Consider the following 18,141-nt stretch of genomic DNA (forward strand, 5'->3'; position numbering starts at 1 on the left):
ATCATGGTGCCAGTCGCTGTTTCAGCCATTGACCTTCCTCCGTCAACGTGTAGGCAATGCGGTCGTGTAAACGCGAGGGGCGACCCTGCCAGAACTCCCAGTAGTCCGGGAGTAAACGATAACCGCCCCAGTGTGGCGGCCGTGGGGGATGCAAGCCATACTCGGCACCGTAGCGGGCCGCATTAGCGACAATCGTCTTCCGCCCGGGAATGACATGACTTTGGGGTGATGCCCAGGCACCAATGCGATGGCTCAGCGGACGTGAATTAAAGTAGTCATCCGAGGCTTTGGCATCAATCTTTTCCACCCGACCCTCAACCCGGATCACACGTTCCAGTTCGGCCCAGTAAAATTGCAGGGCAGCAAAATCGTTGTGTTCCAGGTGCTGACCTTTGCGGCTTTGATAGTTCGAAAACCAAATGATGCCATGGATATCGTGGTCCTTGATGAGTACCGGCCTGCAGGCGGGACGGCCGCGTTCATCAACCGTCGCCAGCGTCATGGCATTAGGCTCAAAAAAACCGTACTTCAGTGCTTCATCGAACCATTTCTGAAACTGGTTATAAGGCTCACTGGCCGTTTCATTTTCATCCAGCTGCCCTTTTTCGTATGTCTTACGTAAATCCTGTAAGGATCTGTCCATTGCTTTCTCGCCTGTGCTTGCTTCAGTCCGCTGAGTTGAAGTCAGTGATAATGACTGTGACCATTTTCACTTAGTTATCACTGCTGTTGTGAATAATCTGTGATTCATTTTCGTTGAGTATTCATTATGAACCCGATTCATCCCAACAAACTGCCCTTATCTAAATGGACCGCCAGGCAGCCGCTGAACCGGGAAAAACATTTTCTGGTCAGCAAAGTCAGCCGCGATGAACAGGGCAGGATTACAGACTGTGAGCTCGAGGCAGTAATCAGCAAAAAAATCTACCACATTGACTGGCGTCAGTTGAAAGACAGTGAGCGTTGGCTACAGGGCTGGCAATGAGTCCTATTCCATCTTTACCCGATTCAATGCGCTGGCAGCGTTTTATTTTTTCACTAAAGGGAGACCCCGTTTAAGAAACAGGAGACTTTATGCGTTTTACCAAGACCTACAGCTCGATGACATTACCCTGTCTGGCTCTAAGTCTTTTCACTCCATCGCTATCGGCTCAGGAGACTGAAGCGTCTGATCCTTTCCGTTACGACTTTTATCTATCCCTGCGCATGCAGGCAGAGTCAGTGCATCCTGACAATGATGTGGCAATGAATGATTACCGTGGTCTGCGCGATGCGTTTTCCCGGGTCGGGGTCAACGCGGCTTACCGTTTTTCTGAAGATTACCGCCTGTTTGGTCAGCTGGAAGTACCGTTTGATACCGCCAATTTTCGTTTCGGCGACCCTTATGATCAGGGTGACGCCGGCCGCGATGACCGGGAAGATTTACGGGTCGCCCGCCTCGGTCTGGAATCCCCCCTCGGCACCTGGGTGGCGGGTCAGCAGTGGATGCCCTATTACAACACCATCACCTACCCGGTAGACCAGTTCAGCACCTTCTACAGCGGTTTTGCCACCTACACCACGTTTCGCGTCAAGGAAACGCTGAGTTACGTCAGCCCGACCATGAAAGGCTTCAGCTTTGGCGGGTCTTATTCCTCGGCAGCCGGCAATGAACGTTCTCCATCACGGATTGATGATCGCCGGATTCAGGCTTTTGCCCGCTACAGCTATAACGGCACGGTGCTGGCCATAGGCATGGATGATCGCGGCAATGCCGATGGATACAAAGATCGGCTGTACGGTTTTTCAGCGGCCAAGCGCTTTGATAACTGGAGCGTGGTATTCAAATATGAAACCACCGATACCGACAACCCCAACAGTTTCTACGGTGACGGTGCCGAGGCCTTCAACCTCTACACCGAATACCGTCACGACAAGTTTACCTACAAGGCGATGATCGCGGAGGTCGAATCCTACGGCGAGACCGTGCTGCATCTGGGCATCGATCATCAATTCAAGGAAAACCTGATCCTGTTTGCCGAGTACTATCAGGAGCAGGAAACCGCTGCTTTAACCGGCAAACAGGAAGGTCTAGCCGGCTTTAACAGCGGCATCAGCGGCGGTAAAGTCTTCGCCGCCGGCTTTCGCTACCACTTTGGTTTCTAGTGCTTATCCTGCTCGTGGTCTAAAGACTCGCCATTGAGCATATCGTCATGTTCCTGCATCTTCCACGGCAGAATGCCGGGGGAGATGTGCAGGAAGTGCAGATATTTCTCAAACTGGTGCAGGATATCCTCGATGATTTCCTCTTCCTCATAGCCATAGATGTTGTATTGCTGACCACCGCGGCGCAGGAAGACTTCGGCACGATAATAGCGCTCATCCCCGTCCGGGTCTCTGGGCCGCTCAGGGTAGGCAAAACTCGGTCTTGCGTAGGCCCGCATACGGATATCGTAAATAAAGTCGAGCTGGTCCTTGAGCACCACTTCGATATAAGCCCGGTGATGGGTTTCATCGTGAGCCACGACCACCGGCCAGCCTTTTTCCTTGATGACTTCCTCCACATAACGCATGGCCGGATGCACGTTGTTGGTAATGAAATCAGCGACTTCATCATAACCGGGATAATCAATCAGGCCTGACAGACGCTGCCGCCAGCCACGTTTACTGGCTGGTCCCGCCGACTGCATATGTGCCTGCAAACTCACTTCACGATGGCCTTCTATGATCAGCGCCCGCCACATGCCTATCGCCGCCAACACCAGAATGATGGCAAATGGTAGTGCACTGGTGATGCTCATCGTCTGCAAGGCGCCGAGCCCACCGGCAATCAACAATGCGGCGGCCAGCAGCCCTTCCAGCGAGGCCCAGAAAACACGCTGCCACACCGGCGTGACACTGGCACCGCCGGAAGCCAGCGAATCAATCACCAGCGAGCCCGAATCCGATGAAGTCACAAAGAAGGTCATGATCAGTATCACGGTGATAAACGAGACAATCGAGGTCAAAGGCAACTGTTCATAGAGTTTGAACAGCGCAATCGCCGTATCCTGCTGGACTTCAGTGATCAGCGTCTTGTAGCCCTCATTCATAATCATATGCAGGGCGGTATCACCAAAAATCGAGAACCACAGGAAGGTGAATATCGTTGGCACCAGCAGCACACCGAACACAAACTGACGGATAGTCCGGCCACGGCTGATTTTAGCGATAAACAGCCCCACAAACGGTGCCCAGGCAATGGTCCAGCCAAAGATAAACAGGGTCCAGTTTCCGATCCAGTCACTTCTGGAATAAGCCTGCAGATTGAAGGTGCGCTCCACAATATTATTGAGGTAACTACCGGTGTTCTGCAGGAAGGCTTCCAGAATATTGACTGTGGGGCCGGCGATAAACACAAAGCTCATCAGCGCGACTGCCAGCACCATATTCAGAATCGATAGCCGCTTCACGCCTTTGTCCATGCCGGCGACCACCGAGAAAATGGCGAGACCGGTAATAAAGGCAATGGTGATCACCTGTACCGTGGTGCTGACCGGAATTGATGACCACAGATAATTCATCCCGGCGTTGATCTGGGCCACCGACAGCCCCAGCGTGGTCGCAATACCAAATAAAGTACCCAGAATCGCCACCACATCCACGGTATGGCCGATAGGGCCGTGAATTCGCTCACCGATGATCGGGTACAAAGCAGACCGCATCGATAGCGGCAGACCATGCCGGAAAGCAAAATAAGCCAGCAGCAGGCCGGTCAGGCCGTATATCCCCCAGATATGGAAGCCCCAGTGGAAAAAGGCAATCTGCATCGCCTGCTTGGCGGCATCAATGGTTTCGGGTGCGCCCTGAGGCGGCGTTGAATAATGCAACACCGGTTCGGCCACACCGAAGAACAATAAGGCAATGCCGTAACCCGCCGAGAACAGCATCGCAAACCAGGCCGGGAAACTATACTGCGGCGCCGCATGATCAGGCCCCAGTTTGATACGACCCCAGGGCGAGACCGCCAGCGCCACAATAAAGACCAGGAAAAACGCCACCGCCAGCATATAGAACCAGCCGAAATTCTGGGTCAGGTAAGCGAGGGTTTGATCAAAAGCGCGTCCGGCAAGCTCGGGATTGCTGATCGTGCCAACCACCAGCAATAGAGTGACAACAACAGCAGGGAGAAATACAGGAATCAGTACAGTCGATTTCGCCGCTTTTGGCGATTCGGCAGTGGCCATCATTCGCTTCCTTCTTATTTGGTTATTTCAGTTGGTACGACTGGCAACAGCAGACGCTTGGGCGCTCGGGTAAGTCCGATTCATTCTGTTGGACCCGGACTGAGCTGTCAAACCAGCACAGGGCAACATGGAATAAGTGAAATCTGCGTTAATGTTTGAAGGCGCAGAGCCTCACACCCGGTTGGCTCCCCAGCTTTTGATAATGCGCTTGGAAACGGCTTCCAGCTCCTCGGGGGGGACAGACCCCATCATGCCGGGTTCGAGCGGGTCAAAGTGGAAGATATATAAACGTGAGGCAAACTGTTCGAAAGGCAATGAAGCTTCGCCGGAACGCTCGGAATTCCCGGCCGTGCTGACCAGAATGTCGTCTCCCCAGTTCTGACCACTGTCATTGTTCGGATTATAGAAATACACCCGCATGACATTTTCCTGGTCCAGCGCCACCCGCAATATCGTGATCGCATGCCAGCCGATAAACCGCATCGCACTATCGGTAATCGCCACACCCGCCGGTTGCGGATGAATCAGCGGCTGATTGCCGTTATAGAAAGGATGGTAACTGGCATAAAACTTTCTCAGAAAATCTTCCAGCTGATGCAATTTGCCGGTGGCCACATCGACATTGATGGCAAAGCCCCGGCCGCACCACCAGCCATGAAATTCGGGGTTGACCCAGCGGTGCGGATCGCCCTCCCGATCTGCACAGCGCCTGCCCATCTCAGCATAGATGCGATCCAGATGCGGGACCAGAATCAGTGACACCGGATCGAGATCCATCGGCAATTCCTTGGCAATACCGGCCACACTATCCCGGGATGAAAGCGACTGCCCCTCAAAGTGCATGATGACTTCATTATCCCGCGCCGCGCTGACCACCAATTGCAGAAGATAATCAGGATCGCTGTAAGCCCACATCGATATCGCCCTGGCCGACTGGCAGGTTGGATTATTACCCTGCCCAACGCCCAATGGCAGTCCCAGTACACAAAGGACACCGCCCAGAAGTCGTGCTTCAGGTGTCGGCTGATCCCCGAACAGCAGACTCAAACGCTGACTGGCCTCGGCTGATAATGTGAGCGACAGTTGCCGCCACAATGAGGGAGCGACGGCTGGCTGATACAAAATACAACGCTCGAGCAGTAATGACAGGCCGTAAATCGCCTGCGCAGACTCAGGGTGAACTGCCTTATCAATCAGTGCTCGCACCAGATCAATGAAACTTAACAGACAATCCCGCCCCGTTGATGACAGGCCCAACGCCTCTGAGAGCATGTGGTCACTATTGTCAGAAACAAAACGCAGTAATACTGCGTGATAGGGCGACACCAGACCGGTGTCGTGCATGGCGCGGGCAAAGCCAGTCGCCTCATACTGCAATGTCGGTGCATCCATGGTCTCCAGCCGCGACAGGTACACTGCTACGCCGGGATCTTCCCTGGACGCCTGTGTTGCGCCATAGAGACTGCTGATCAGGCGATCCGCACCATGCCCACTCTGCCCCAGATCAATGTCTGGATTTTGCTGGCAAATCGCGATCTGGGTGACCATCTGTTTAATCTGATCAACCTGAATCGGCCGCTGTTGCAGAATACGCCAGATCTCATCAATCAGCTGTTCAATAATATATTCGTAACCAATACGCTGAGCCAGGTACTGCAGTAGATTACGGCTGATTTGTGCCAGTTTGCCCTGTGTTTCGCGTTCCGCTTCGCTGGGCACCGAAAACAGCATCTGCAGATTGACGGCAAGAATATGCGTCAGATGATGATGCGCCTGCTCGGCAGAAACCGCCTCATGTCGATATGCGCCACTGGCCACGGCAAGCAGACGCAAATCACTTAAGGCCTCAATCAGCACCGTGTCGGCATCCGGGCTTTTCAGCGCATGAACACTGAGCGAGGGGACCAGAATCTGTGGCTGGGCATAGTCAGTGTTTTTGAACAGACCAGCCCGCTCGATCCGCTCAATATAGCGCTCAAGCAGCTCACAGCCGCCTTCCGACTGAATGATCCGTTTGGCCGTATCATAAAGGCGGCGCACTTTGGTCGCCTTGGAAAAGTCAGGCGCCTCATCCAGTGCCGTGATAGCGTCTTCCAGCCTCTCCACAAGATGCGGTTGTGTCATCTCAATGGTATTGGCTTGACTAGCTGTTTCAACCAAACCGGTTCCTTATCGCACCGCTGGTGCTTTACACATAAAAGTCCAGCGATTCCTGATGTTTCAATAGATCACGCATGGTTTCTGCGTCGCTGCCGAAAAAGTATACCAAACCCCAATGGGTACCGAAGGCGGTGCGCTTGGTCACTGTCTCTTCCAGCGGCGCGGTCAGCTCATGGTAATTAAAATAGGCATGCCCCTCGGTTTCGTCCGGAATTTCCAGCTTGCTGACTACCCGGCGTCGTGGGTAAACCCCGAAGCAACCGGCGTGGCCTTTGGCGTCGACCACTTCTTCCGGGAAGAAAGCGTCAATTTCCTCCTGGCTGGTTTTCGGGTCGAAAGACAGGATCAGCCCCTGATAGGCATTGAAACCATAGGCCTGCTCCAGTAATTCAAACACTTTGAAGCCAGGGGGACGATAAGCCACTTCACCAAAGTACATCTCGCCATCACTGGTGACAAAGTACTCGGGATGAATAAAGCCGAAATCGATATCAAAAGTTTTGATCAGTTTTTCAATCTGCGCTTTGATTTGTGGTCGGTATTTTTCCAGTTCCGGTGAGGCCGGCACAAACACGGAATAGCCCAAAGTCACGTACTCGGAAATATTCAGAAACTGAATCTTGCCGTCATGAACCCAGGCTTCAACAGCAAATTCCCAGCCATCCAGGTGGGATTCCATCAGTACCGGGAATTCCTCATCGGGAATCATATCGACTTCATCCGGTGTGCGGATGACCCGGTGACCAAGACAACCGGCTTTATCAAAAGCTTTTAGGTGAATCGGGTCATTGGGGTCACCATCCAGTTTAAGCAGGGTCTGGTTCACTCGTTTCAGAAAGCGAATCACATCCTCTTTGTCGTGGGCTTCTTCAAAAATACCCACCCGGATACCGCCCAGCTGCGCTCGACGTTTCATCAAGGCCTTGTCGCGCAGTAACAAGGACTGGCCAAATAGTTTGGGATTATCCAGTAACACCGAGTTGATTGCCCCGGCCCATTCCACAGTTTCCTCGAACAACGGAATAGCGACATCCACGCCCTTTTCCTTCAGCGTTTGAGCGATTTCCATTGAGCGATCATTGAGACGCTCGAAATTCCACTTGATATAGGGGATATTATGCGTCTCGCAATATTCTTCTGCCCAGTCGGGCGCTACGACCACGTAGCGTCTGTCGAATTTTTCCGCTGCTTCGACCGCATTGAGACTCCAGCCCAGAAAGGCGACATAGCCTTTGTCAGGGTTTTTTGTTCTGTTTTTGGTTTCGGACATCATGCTTCCTCTGATTTTGAAAATGACAGGCATGCATCAGCGCTTGTTTCAATGCATGGCAATGCAGATTGGGCATTGACTTCGGGTCGCGAAAACCCGGCTCATTGCGAGCTTGAATGAAACGCTTTCCGCGTTTCCATGTTGAAATGACGCAGAATGAACAGGCGTCATTATTGATGGTGCTGGTAAACTCTGCCCACTCCCGCAGACAGGGTTTGTTAGCGCTTACTTCCTCAGTTTTTCCAGCATGGCCTCGACCTCTCGGCCGGCAATATCTTTACTGCCGAGGCCAATCGCCAGAGCCGTACCTACAGCAACTGCACCTAACATCAGACCAAAGGCAATGTTGATAATATCCTGAGCGAGCCCCAATTGGCGTAATGCCATGGCAATTGTCAGGAACAGAATGGCGACGCTCGCAAGCGAAGCTGCCGCATTGGGCAAACCTGCCTCAGTAATCAGTGATTTGACTTTCTTGGCGACAAAAATACCCACAGCGAGAATCACGGCGGCCAGAATGACTTGTACCGCAAATTCGATCATGGCCGTCACCAGCTGGCTGAGCGGATCAAAATTCAAGAGTTCTGTCGCACCCAGAACCGCAAAAAGTATCACACCCAGTAACACCAGATTACCTGCATACTGACTCGGGGTACGCTCAGTTTTCATCTCAAAGCCCAGGTTTGAAATGACTTTATTAAACCCGGATGCAGTCAGCAGATCAGTCACCAGTTGCGCGACCAGTTTACCGATATAGTAGGAAATACCAATCACCAGCGCAGCGGCCAAAATGCCCGGAATGGCTGCAAAGATCATCTGGATCATGTTCTGCGCTGGCATCGACACTGCTGCGATTTTGAGTGCATCCAGCGACTGCACAATCACCAGCAGCAGGATAAACGTGTAAACCACCGTACCCAGCAATGATGAAAACTTGTTTTCCAGTCCCACTCTTTCACTGAATTTGTCGATACCAGCGGCTGCAGACAGACTGGTCACGATCTGTTTCACCAACCGGGCAACAAAGTAACCGACCGCAAATATCAGTGCTGCAGAAATGATGTTGGGTAGATAACTGAACAGCTTGGCAAACATGTCCTGTAATGGTGTTACCAGGCTTTCCATCTGCAGTACGCCCAAAACCATCGGTAGGAACAGCAGGAACACCAGCCAGTAGCCAGCACGGGAAAACGACTTGCTGACAGAAAGCTGTTCTTCACTCTCCTTCTCCAGTTTATTCAGCCTTTCATCGAGCTTGGCCATTGAGGAGGCTTTCTCAATACCTTTCTCCAGCAAGGAAGCCAGAATCCAGGCAATGATCAGTAACCCGGCTGCCGCGCCCAGTTTAGGCAGATAAATAAAGATTTCTGTCAGTAAGGCATTCAGGGGCTGAGTGACAGACTCCAGCTCCAACATATCGAAAAATGTGACCAGACCGAATACCATGATCAGCCAGAACGCCGTGACTGAAAGCACTTTCTCTATCGGAAAGTTTTCACTCAACCCCACCGTTTTGGTAAAGCGATTATCCAGCTGGGTCTTGATCAATAAACGGTGCGACACACTCTTAACCACCCTGGCAACGATGTAAAAACCTATCAGGTATAACACCGCGACCAGGAACTGTAGCACCGAACTCTCGTATTGGCTCCAAAAACCCACTATTTCATTCATCTAGGCTCTCCTTTTTGGTTGTGCACTACATAACACTATAGGCTTAGCAGACAAATGTCCAAATTTACGGTTATAAAAATCATATAATAATCAGATAGTTCCTTTAAAAACTGCCTATATTGACTCAGTCTGATAAGCGCATTCCGATATATAGACGCATAAAAAAAGCCTCGAGATCATGATTGATCTCGAGGCTTTTTTAAGAGGTGGGTGGGCCCACCAAGACTCGGAGTTCTGTCAATAACTGTACTCTGTGCTTTTAGAAAGACGCTAAAACATACTATATACTCTGATTAATTATTTAATTAAATATCAAAGGATTGGAATGAAAGCAAACCGCTTAGGAGATATTAGAGCTGAAAACGATTCGCTGATGCTGGATGCCGCTTTTCTGGAAACACCTGACTATAAAGCTCTTCTCGAATCTTTTGACAGATGTGTAGTTGTTGGTAGGCGAGGAACAGGCAAAAGCGCCTTGGTACATCAGCTAAGCAAATATTGGAAAAAAGAGCCCAACACATCTGTAATTACCATAGCTCCGGAAGAAGACCAAATTATAGGTTTACGTGATTTATTTAAGGTATTTGGTGAAACATACATTCACATAAAAGCTGCCTCCAAGATTGCATGGAAATATGCTCTCTATATGGAGCTTTTAGAGCGAATTAGAACGCATTACAAGCTCAAGAATAACATTGATGTCGCCGTTCTAAATAAGCACTTTAGCAAATGGGGGGCGAACCATGAGAATGTATCTTCAAAACTAAGAAAAATTCTAAAGTCCGTAGTAGACAAACAAGCTTCACCAGAAACTAATATCGCAGATCTATCTGGAAACCTATCTATTGACGAGCTAGAGAGGGAACTCTTGAACGCATGTGAAGCCAGCAAACATCAATTCACTCTCCTTGTTGACAGACTCGATGAAGGATATTCACCTGACGATCTTGGTGTTTCCATTATGGATGGCTTTGTTCAGGCGGTCATCGATTTAAACTCAAAGTTCGAAAACAAATTCCGCGGCCTGGTTTTCTTACGAGACAACATGTTCAGATCAATCAGCCTGAAAGACCCAGATTTCACGCGAAATATAGAAGGACAGGTGTTAAGACTGCATTGGGATGAATACAACCTATTTAATATGGTCTGTAATCGCTTAAAAGTTGCCTTCGATAATGATCAAGAAAATAGTGCAAAAGTTTGGGGCACATATGCTGCTCGCGAGCTTAAAGGTAGGGAAGGTTTCCGAATGTGCTTGAAACTGACACTCTATAGACCTCGAGACATCCTTGTTCTTTTAAACAATGCATTCTTGAGCAGCTCAGCTCAAGGTCGAGATCAAATTATACTTGACGACATAAATAGCTCTGCAAGATCGATCTCGGAACACCGCCTTCAAGATCTTCACAAGGAATATGAAAGTATATTTCCCTCTTTACAGCTTTTTACAGGAAAATTTATTGCTTCAGCACCTCTCGTAACGGGTGAAAAAGCAATGTTCCTCATAGATCAGGTGCTTAGAAAAGAGAAACAAGGCCTACAAATTCAACAGGATTTAGCAATATTTGAGGATTCCACAAAAGTCCTACAAAGCTTATATGGTGTCGGCTTTCTCGGCATAAAAGATGACCGTTCTGGCTCATACATTTTTTGCCATGATGGCAAAGATCCTAGTATTGAAATCTCAGAAAACTCTGAGTTATTCATACACCCATGCTATTGGTTAGCTCTAAATATCAGTAATAACTTGGCCGAAGTTGAAAGTGCCGAAGATATATATGACGAATACGACATTGAAATAAGTTCGGTTACCAAAGAGCAGAGGTTTAATCGTCTTGGCAAACTTATTGAGGAAGTAAAAACCATAAATCCAGGTAGAGATGATTGTCACTCTTTCGAGGACTGGTGCAAAGAAGCTATCTCTCTGATATTTGCTGGCGCACTATCAAATATAGAACTGCACCCCAATAAAAATGGCTTACAACAAAGGGATATTGTTGCATCAAATATGTCTCTTACTGCCTTTTGGAAAAGAGTTTTTGAAGACTATAAAAGTAGGCAAATAATATTTGAAATCAAAAATTATCCTGAATTAAAGTCTGAAGACTATAGACAAATGTACTCTTATCTAACAAAAGATTATGGAAAAATCGGATTTATAATCTGTCGTAGTAAAGATAACAACCCACAAAAGGGCCGTGAGCTAAACTGGGCACAAGAACTCCATAATGAGCATGGAGTTCTAGTAATGAAAATTTCTCTAGGATTTTTAACTAAACAGCTTTCAAAGCTTCGCAGCCCTCAAAAGCACAATGCTGCTGATATAGAACTTAACAAACTCCTCGATGCATACATTAGGCAATATCTTCCTATTAGGAGCAGATGAGTACACATACACGCTGTCTACATAGCGTCTTCATGGAGCCAAAACAAAAAAGCCTCAGCGTTATATTCAACGCTAAGGCTTTGATTTATATGGTGGGCCCACCAGGACTCGAACCTGGGACCAAGGGATTATGAGTCCCCTGCTCTAACCAACTGAGCTATAGGCCCTGAACTAGGATTAGCTCTCTGAGTCGAGGAAGCTTCTCAGTTGATCGGAGCGTGAAGGATGACGCAGTTTACGCAGCGCTTTGGCTTCTATCTGACGGATCCGCTCACGGGTGACATCGAACTGTTTGCCGACTTCTTCCAGGGTATGGTCAGTATTCATATCAATACCGAAACGCATACGCAGGACCTTGGCTTCTCTTTCGGTCAGGCCGTTAAGAACGCCTTGAGTGGCTTCACGCAGGCCTTCGATGATGGCAGAGTCGGACGGGGAAATGACGTTAACGTCTTCAACGAAATCACCCAGATGTGAATCTTCATCATCACCGATCGGGGTTTCCATCGAGATAGGCTCTTTGGAGATTTTCAGTACTTTACGGACTTTGTCTTCCGGCATTTCGACACGTTCTGCCAGTTCGTCCGGGGTTGGTTCACGACCCATTTCCTGCAGCATCTGACGGGCAACACGGTTCAATTTGTTGATAGTCTCAATCATGTGAACCGGAATACGGATAGTACGGGCCTGGTCGGCAATCGACCGGGTGATCGCCTGACGAATCCACCAGGTGGCGTAGGTCGAGAACTTGTAACCACGTTGATATTCGAACTTGTCGACCGCCTTCATCAGACCGATGTTACCTTCCTGAATCAGATCCAGGAATTGCAGACCGCGGTTGGTGTATTTCTTGGCAATCGAGATAACCAGACGCAGGTTGGCTTCCACCATTTCTTTCTTGGCACGGCGTGCCTTGGCTTCAGCAATCGACATCTGGCGTGAGATTTCTTTGATTTCGGCAATCGAGATACCACGCTGATCAGCAATCTCAGCGAGTTTGCTTTGAGCTGCTTTAATTTCGTCGTGATGTTTCTTGATGGTGGACGAGTAATGTTTTTTGGCGCGGATATGTTTTTCCGCCCAGTCGACATTGCTCTCATTGCCCTGGAACGAATCGATAAAGTCACGACGATTCATGCGTGCCTGTTCGACCACGATATCCAGAATGATTTTTTCCTGCTTACGGATTTCGTCAACGGTTTCCGTCATCAGGTCATTCAGAATGATCAGGGTTTTCGGCGTCAGTTTGAATTCCATAAACAGGTTGCTGGCCTGTTCACGGGCGGCTTCAGCCGCATCGCCTTCACTCTGGATGTAGTTTTTATGCGCTTCACGCAATGCCTCAAAGCGGGCGCGGGCTTCTTCCGGATCGATTTCACCGGAGTCATCATCATCGCTGACATTGTTGACGTTATCGTCATCATCGTCATCGTCGTCAGAATCGACATCGGCGTCATCATCCACTGAATCACTGACCTCGTCAGCCTGTTCTTCAACCGCTTCTTCAGTGGTGGCAAAACCTTTAATCACCTCATTCAGGCGCATTTCGCCCGCTTCCACCATGTCGTACATGGCCAGGAATGAAGAAATACAGGCAGGATAGGTCGAGAGCATTTGCAGGCTTTCACGCAAACCGGCTTCGATGCGTTTAGCGATAACGATCTCGCCTTCACGGGTCAGCAGTTCCACAGAGCCCATTTCACGCATATACATGCGGACCGGGTCGGTGGTGCGACCAAATTCACCGTCGGAGCTGGCCAATACTGCTGCCGCTTCTTCGTCGGAAACTTCATCATTGGAAGAGATGGCTTCTGCGAGGCGCTCCATCTCGTCGGTATCCATGCCATCTTCGTGGACCATGATACCGAGGTCGCTGAACATGCTGACAATGTCTTCAACCTGATCAGCATCAACCAGGTCTTCTGGCAGGTGATCGTTAATCTCACCGTAAGTGAGGTAACCACGTTCTTTACCTAAGGCGATCAGTTCCTTAACGCGTGATTGTTGATCTTTCATGCGGCCCCTTTAACCCTCGACGCTTCTTGACGTGAACACTTCATTATACCGAAGCGACCAGTGTATTGCATCAAATTAAACTTAAAAACATTCACTTATATGACTTCACTTCAGCCTTTTCTGCTTCGGTGAGTTCACTGAACGGCTTGCTGGTCAGCTCATGAATTCGCTGTTGTCTGGCTTCTTTAATAAGACGAGAGACGATGCCCGAGAGTTCATGTTTGAGTGCATCCGCTGACAAGGTTAGCGGTTGCAAAGCCAGTTTCTGAAGATGCGGCCCGTTTTCCTTGTCGCGCCAGCGTTCCAGCAAAGCCGCAGTGGTTAAGTGGGGGTGTTGATGCAGGGTTTCAACCAGTTCGATAAAAATATTTATACCGGGCTGCTTCACCTGAGCAACCGCAGCCAGGTTATCGATTTCGCGCGCCAGAATCGGATATTGCAGCACAATGGTAATGGCCATGCGAACCGGTGTCATCGTGGCTGAGCTCGATTTTCTGGCTGGCTTTTTATTTTGCTGAGCAGGCTTTTCCAGATGGCGGTTCAGCGTGGCCATATTGGTTTTACTGATTTCTGCCAGACGCTGCTCAAGCATATCGCGGTAAACACCGGACGGCACATGCTTTAGATAGGGCTTGGTCATTTCTACCAGGCGGGCACGCCCGTCCATCGAATTCACGTCAACCTGGCCACTGAGGGTTTCGAAAAAGAAGTCGGAATAATTCAGCGCCATTTCCACCCGGCGATTGAAGGCTTCCGGCCCCTGGTTTCTGACCAGACTGTCCGGGTCTTCACCTTCGGGCAGAAACATAAACTTCAGTTGCTGATTGCCACCCAGCATCGGCAAGGCATTTTCCGCTGCCCGCCAGGCGGCATCACGGCCTGCCCGGTCGCCATCAAAACAGAACACCACTTCCGGTGCCGTTCTTAGCAGAACCCGGAGATGATCGGCTGTGGTCGAGGTGCCCAATGTGGCGACCGCATTGTTAATACCGAATTCTGCCAGCGCAATCACGTCCATATAACCTTCCACAATCAGGATACGCTCCAGACGGCGGTTCGCTTTGCGAGCCTGATACAGACCATAGAGCTCGGTGCCTTTGTGGAAAATCGGGGTTTCCGGCGAGTTCAGGTATTTTGGCGTGGAATCGTCCATCACCCGGCCGCCGAAACCAATCACGCGCCCGCGACGGTCACGGATGGGGAACATAATACGGTTACGGAAGCGGTCGTAGATACGGCCTTTGTCGTTTTTAATTAGCAGGCCACCATCGAGCAGTTGCTTACTCACCTGGGGATTACTACCGAAGGTTTTCAGTACATTATCCCAGCCCTCCGGTGCCATGCCCAGACCAAAGGTTTCGATAGTCGTAGCGCTGAGTCCGCGCTGTTTCAGATAATCGACAAAAGGCTGCCGCTGTGGATGATTGTGGAGCTGATGGACATAATATCGCCCCACTTTGTCCATCAAATCATACAGATTCTGTTTTGCCGGCGATAAATTAACGGATTGGGTGGTCGGCACAGTCATGCCCACCTGATCGGCCAGCTCCTGAATGGCTTCCGGGAAGCTGAGCTGGTCGTACTCCATCAGAAAGCCGATAGCCGTGCCGTGGGCACCGCAACCAAAGCAATGATAAAACTGCTTGTCAGGACTGACTGTGAAGGAAGGGGTTTTCTCGTTATGGAAAGGACAGCAGGCGTGGAGATTCTTGCCCGCTTTTTTGAGCGGCACCCGCGCATCGATAACGTCAACGATATCGATGCGCGCGAGCAGTTCGTCAATGAATTGTGTGGGGATCTGACCAGCCATAAACGCTATTATGGCTGAAATTCAGTGGAAACATTAGACCCGTGTTGGCCGACAACGCTCAGCAAGGGAATTACTGGTTCAACGCTGCCTTGACCTTACCGCTGACCGCGCCCATGTCGGCACGACCCTGAAGTTTGGGACGCAGTACATTCATCACCGCGCCCATATCTTTCACACTGCTGGCACCGGTCTCTTTGATGGCAGCGTCAATTGCTTCGGCGACTTCTTCATCACTGAGTTGAGCAGGCATGAACTCTTCAATAATGACCAGTTCTGCCTTTTCAATTGCCGCCAGGTCATCGCGGCCGGCCTGTTCGTATTGATCTAGCGCTTCGCGGCGCTGCTTGGTCATCTTAGTCAGAATGACCACGATATCGTCATCAGACAGGTCGGTACGATTATCAACCTCTACCTGCTTAATCGCTGCCGTGATCTGGCGAAGCACACTGAGGCGCTCTTTTTCTTTAGCGCGCATCGCGTCTTTGACGCTGTCCATAATGGTGGCTTTCAGTGGGCTGGCTTCTGCAGGCATCGTCGAGGTGACCCGAGAGGATTAGTAAAGACGAACGCGGCTGGCGTTTTCGCGGGCCAGTTTTTTCTGGTGGCGTTTTACTGCCGCTGCTGCAGCGCGTTTGCGGGCAGTAGTTGGTTTTTCGTATGCTTCACGGGCACGTGCTTCTGCAACGGTGCCGGCTTTTTCACATGAGCGCTTGAAACGACGCAGTGCAACGTCAAATGGCTCGTTTTCTTTAACTCGTACTGAAGGCATTAATGGTTCCCTACTCAATTCATGTTTGGAAAACCTCCAATTGTACGAAATATCGACCAGAAAGCAAACAGTTAAATCACTTTAATTTCAAAAAAGGCATAATAGTGTCTTTTCTCAAAATGAAAGCGGATCAGCAATGCGTGTTTTAGGCATCGAATCTTCCTGTGATGAAACTGGCGTCGCGCTCTACGACACTGACAAAGGCCTGCTGGCCCATGCTTTATTCAGCCAGATTGATATGCACGCCGAATACGGTGGTGTGGTGCCGGAACTGGCGTCACGGGATCACATCCGTAAAACTCTGCCTTTGATTGAAGAAGTGCTGGAGCAGGCCGGGCTCAAGCGCGATGAGATTGATGCGGTTGCCTATACTTCCGGTCCGGGTCTGGCCGGTGCCCTGCTGGTCGGTGCCGCCATCGGCCGTTCTATCGCCTGGGCACTGGATAAACCGGCACTGGCGATTAATCATATGGAAGGGCATTTGCTGTCTCCGCTGCTGGAAGACCGGGCCCCGGAATTTCCGTTTGTGTCTTTGCTCGTTTCTGGTGGCCACACACTCCTGGTCGATGTCAAAGCCGTCGGTGAATACGAACTGTTAGGCGAGTCGATCGATGACGCTGTCGGTGAAGCCTTCGATAAAACCGCCAAGCTCCTGGGCATGCCGTATCCGGGCGGGCCTTATTTAGCAGCAAAAGCGGAGCAGGGCGTGGCAGATCGGTATGAATTCCCACGGCCGATGACCAATCGGCCCGGGCTTGATTTCAGCTTCAGCGGCCTTAAAACCTTCGCCATGAATACCTGGCTCAACAGTGAGCAGACTGAACAGGACAAAGCCGATATTTGTCTGGCTTTTCAGACTGCAGTCGTCGACACGCTGGCAATCAAGTGTAAGAGGGCGCTCAAACAAACCGGCCATAAGCGCCTGGTCGTGGCCGGTGGTGTCAGCGCCAATAAAGCACTGCGGGATAACCTGGATGCCATGCCCGGCGTTGAGGTTTTTTATCCTCGTCAGCAGTTCTGTAGTGATAACGGCGCGATGATCGCCTTTGCCGGTGCGATTCGAAAACAGGCGATGCAACTGCAGGACAAGCCGACGTTCAATGTCAGACCCCGCTGGCCGCTGGATGAATTAACACCACCCTAGGGCTTGTTGCTCTTCCAGTGCCGCCTCTGTTGTGGATGAGAGCGCAGCAAGTCCTAAGACTTGCCTTCCTGTCCGCTCAACAGGCGGCGGATATTGCCGTGATGACGGGCAATCAGCATGAGCGCCGTCAGCAAAATCACCCAGCGCGCCGGTACACTGTCGATGATCCACAGGCTGTAAACCGGCGTCAGCGCCGCTGCCGTCAGTGCTGACAGTGACGAAATCCGGCTAATCGCAAACACAACAAGCCAGGTCAGCAGACCGGCACCGGCCAGAGCAGGGGACAGGGCAAGAAAGCCACCCAGCGCCGTCGCTACACCTTTACCCCCCTTAAACTGGAAAAAGACCGGGAATAAATGGCCGACAAAAGCGGCAAACGCTGTCGCCGCCACCCAGACCATATCCAGACCCAGCAGGTGGGCAATCACCACCGGAATCACGCCTTTAAGCACGTCGAAGAACAAGACAGTTGCTGCCAGTTTTTTACCGCCGAAACGCAGCACGTTGGTGGCACCGGGGTTACCTGACCCCTGAGTACGCGGATCGGGCAGGGAGGCCAGCTTGCACAAGACGATGGCGCTGTTCAGCGAACCGAATAAATAAGCAATCAGCAGAAGACTAAGCGGTAAGGTGTATGTTTCCAGCATGATATGATGCGACCTGTTAACACTGATGCGACATTATAGGTCGCGAACCGGATTGCCACC

The 18,141-nt window shown here is 50.5% G+C and carries 14 protein-coding genes and 1 tRNA gene; 4 read left to right on the top strand and 11 right to left on the bottom strand.

The features are described from left to right. Position 1: 1 nt before the first annotated feature. Positions 2-643, bottom strand: a complete 642-nt coding sequence (pdxH, locus tag OMQ46_RS07705; RefSeq protein WP_266236174.1) for a pyridoxamine 5'-phosphate oxidase — start codon at positions 641-643, stop codon at positions 2-4. A 126-nt stretch (positions 644-769) separates the two neighbouring features. On the opposite strand from pdxH, the gene OMQ46_RS07710 reads away from it, so the two are divergent. Next, on the top strand, positions 770-985 hold the full coding sequence (locus tag OMQ46_RS07710) for a TIGR02450 family Trp-rich protein (protein ID WP_266236175.1): 216 nt from the start codon (positions 770-772) through the stop codon (positions 983-985). A gap of 89 nt (positions 986-1,074) precedes the next feature. Beyond that, complete coding sequence (locus OMQ46_RS07715) at positions 1,075-2,145, top strand: porin (RefSeq protein ID WP_266236176.1); 1,071 nt, start codon at positions 1,075-1,077, stop codon at positions 2,143-2,145. On the opposite strand, the gene OMQ46_RS07720 is transcribed toward OMQ46_RS07715, so the two are convergent. The 4 genes from OMQ46_RS07720 to OMQ46_RS07735 all read right to left on the bottom strand — a co-directional run bounded on the left by OMQ46_RS07720 (position 2,142) and on the right by OMQ46_RS07735 (position 9,309). Further along, complete coding sequence (locus OMQ46_RS07720; RefSeq protein ID WP_266236177.1) at positions 2,142-4,208, bottom strand: BCCT family transporter; 2,067 nt, start codon at positions 4,206-4,208, stop codon at positions 2,142-2,144. The two genes, OMQ46_RS07715 and OMQ46_RS07720, sit on opposite strands and share 4 nt — an antisense overlap. Positions 4,209-4,376: 168 nt before the next feature. Then, complete coding sequence (locus OMQ46_RS07725; RefSeq protein ID WP_266236178.1) at positions 4,377-6,365, bottom strand: hypothetical protein; 1,989 nt, start codon at positions 6,363-6,365, stop codon at positions 4,377-4,379. A 28-nt stretch (positions 6,366-6,393) separates the two neighbouring features. Continuing rightward, a complete protein-coding gene (locus OMQ46_RS07730; protein WP_416234836.1) occupies positions 6,394-7,635 on the bottom strand; it encodes an ATP-grasp domain-containing protein in 1,242 nt (413 codons plus the stop codon). A 225-nt stretch (positions 7,636-7,860) separates the two neighbouring features. Beyond that, positions 7,861-9,309: a mechanosensitive ion channel gene (locus OMQ46_RS07735; protein WP_266236180.1), complete on the bottom strand. Its 1,449-nt coding sequence runs from the start codon at positions 9,307-9,309 to the stop codon at positions 7,861-7,863. Positions 9,310-9,634: 325 nt separating this feature from the next. Here OMQ46_RS07735 and OMQ46_RS07740 point away from each other — a divergent pair, with 325 nt between their 5' ends. Beyond that, complete coding sequence (locus OMQ46_RS07740; RefSeq protein ID WP_266236181.1) at positions 9,635-11,695, top strand: P-loop ATPase, Sll1717 family; 2,061 nt, start codon at positions 9,635-9,637, stop codon at positions 11,693-11,695. A gap of 90 nt (positions 11,696-11,785) precedes the next feature. Here the strand turns inward: OMQ46_RS07740 and OMQ46_RS07745 are convergent. From OMQ46_RS07745 to rpsU, 5 genes are all read right to left on the bottom strand, one after another. After that, a tRNA-Ile gene (locus OMQ46_RS07745) sits at positions 11,786-11,862 on the bottom strand. Positions 11,863-11,872: 10 nt separating this feature from the next. After that, positions 11,873-13,711, bottom strand: a complete 1,839-nt coding sequence (rpoD, locus tag OMQ46_RS07750; RefSeq protein WP_266236182.1) for an RNA polymerase sigma factor RpoD — start codon at positions 13,709-13,711, stop codon at positions 11,873-11,875. Between the two features lie 91 nt (positions 13,712-13,802). Next, entirely contained in the window at positions 13,803-15,521 is a 1,719-nt protein-coding gene (dnaG, locus tag OMQ46_RS07755) for a DNA primase (RefSeq protein WP_266236183.1), read from the bottom strand. Between the two features lie 70 nt (positions 15,522-15,591). Continuing rightward, positions 15,592-16,053 (bottom strand): GatB/YqeY domain-containing protein, encoded by a 462-nt coding sequence (locus OMQ46_RS07760; protein ID WP_266236184.1) that lies wholly within the window; start codon positions 16,051-16,053, stop codon positions 15,592-15,594. A gap of 21 nt (positions 16,054-16,074) precedes the next feature. Further along, positions 16,075-16,290 carry a 30S ribosomal protein S21 gene (rpsU, locus tag OMQ46_RS07765; protein ID WP_266236185.1) on the bottom strand — a complete coding sequence of 72 codons (216 nt, stop codon included), beginning with the start codon at positions 16,288-16,290 and terminating at the stop codon, positions 16,075-16,077. A gap of 136 nt (positions 16,291-16,426) precedes the next feature. Here rpsU and tsaD point away from each other — a divergent pair, with 136 nt between their 5' ends. Next, on the top strand, positions 16,427-17,434 hold the full coding sequence (gene tsaD / locus OMQ46_RS07770; RefSeq protein WP_266236186.1) for a tRNA (adenosine(37)-N6)-threonylcarbamoyltransferase complex transferase subunit TsaD: 1,008 nt from the start codon (positions 16,427-16,429) through the stop codon (positions 17,432-17,434). Between the two features lie 53 nt (positions 17,435-17,487). Here the strand turns inward: tsaD and plsY are convergent, their stop codons facing one another. Next, complete coding sequence (plsY, locus tag OMQ46_RS07775) at positions 17,488-18,081, bottom strand: glycerol-3-phosphate 1-O-acyltransferase PlsY (RefSeq protein ID WP_266236187.1); 594 nt, start codon at positions 18,079-18,081, stop codon at positions 17,488-17,490. Between the last annotated feature and the right edge of the window lie 60 nt (positions 18,082-18,141).

This window comes from Methylophaga sp. OBS1, from assembly GCF_026319365.1.

Excerpts from the sequence above, each read along its gene's own strand:
- OMQ46_RS07760 (WP_266236184.1), bottom strand. The coding sequence starts at position 16,053 with ATGCCTGCAGAAGCCAGCCCACTGAAAGCCACCATTATGGACAGCGTC.
- OMQ46_RS07720 (WP_266236177.1), bottom strand. The coding sequence starts at position 4,208 with ATGATGGCCACTGCCGAATCGCCAAAAGCGGCGAAATCGACTGTACTG.
- pdxH (WP_266236174.1), bottom strand. The coding sequence starts at position 643 with ATGGACAGATCCTTACAGGATTTACGTAAGACATACGAAAAAGGGCAG.
- rpoD (WP_266236182.1), bottom strand. The coding sequence starts at position 13,711 with ATGAAAGATCAACAATCACGCGTTAAGGAACTGATCGCCTTAGGTAAA.
- OMQ46_RS07710 (WP_266236175.1), top strand. The coding sequence starts at position 770 with ATGAACCCGATTCATCCCAACAAACTGCCCTTATCTAAATGGACCGCC.
- plsY (WP_266236187.1), bottom strand. The coding sequence starts at position 18,081 with ATGCTGGAAACATACACCTTACCGCTTAGTCTTCTGCTGATTGCTTAT.
- OMQ46_RS07735 (WP_266236180.1), bottom strand. The coding sequence starts at position 9,309 with ATGAATGAAATAGTGGGTTTTTGGAGCCAATACGAGAGTTCGGTGCTA.
- rpsU (WP_266236185.1), bottom strand. The coding sequence starts at position 16,290 with ATGCCTTCAGTACGAGTTAAAGAAAACGAGCCATTTGACGTTGCACTG.
- OMQ46_RS07715 (WP_266236176.1), top strand. The coding sequence starts at position 1,075 with ATGCGTTTTACCAAGACCTACAGCTCGATGACATTACCCTGTCTGGCT.
- dnaG (WP_266236183.1), bottom strand. The coding sequence starts at position 15,521 with ATGGCTGGTCAGATCCCCACACAATTCATTGACGAACTGCTCGCGCGC.
- OMQ46_RS07730 (WP_416234836.1), bottom strand. The coding sequence starts at position 7,635 with ATGTCCGAAACCAAAAACAGAACAAAAAACCCTGACAAAGGCTATGTC.
- tsaD (WP_266236186.1), top strand. The coding sequence starts at position 16,427 with ATGCGTGTTTTAGGCATCGAATCTTCCTGTGATGAAACTGGCGTCGCG.
- OMQ46_RS07740 (WP_266236181.1), top strand. The coding sequence starts at position 9,635 with ATGAAAGCAAACCGCTTAGGAGATATTAGAGCTGAAAACGATTCGCTG.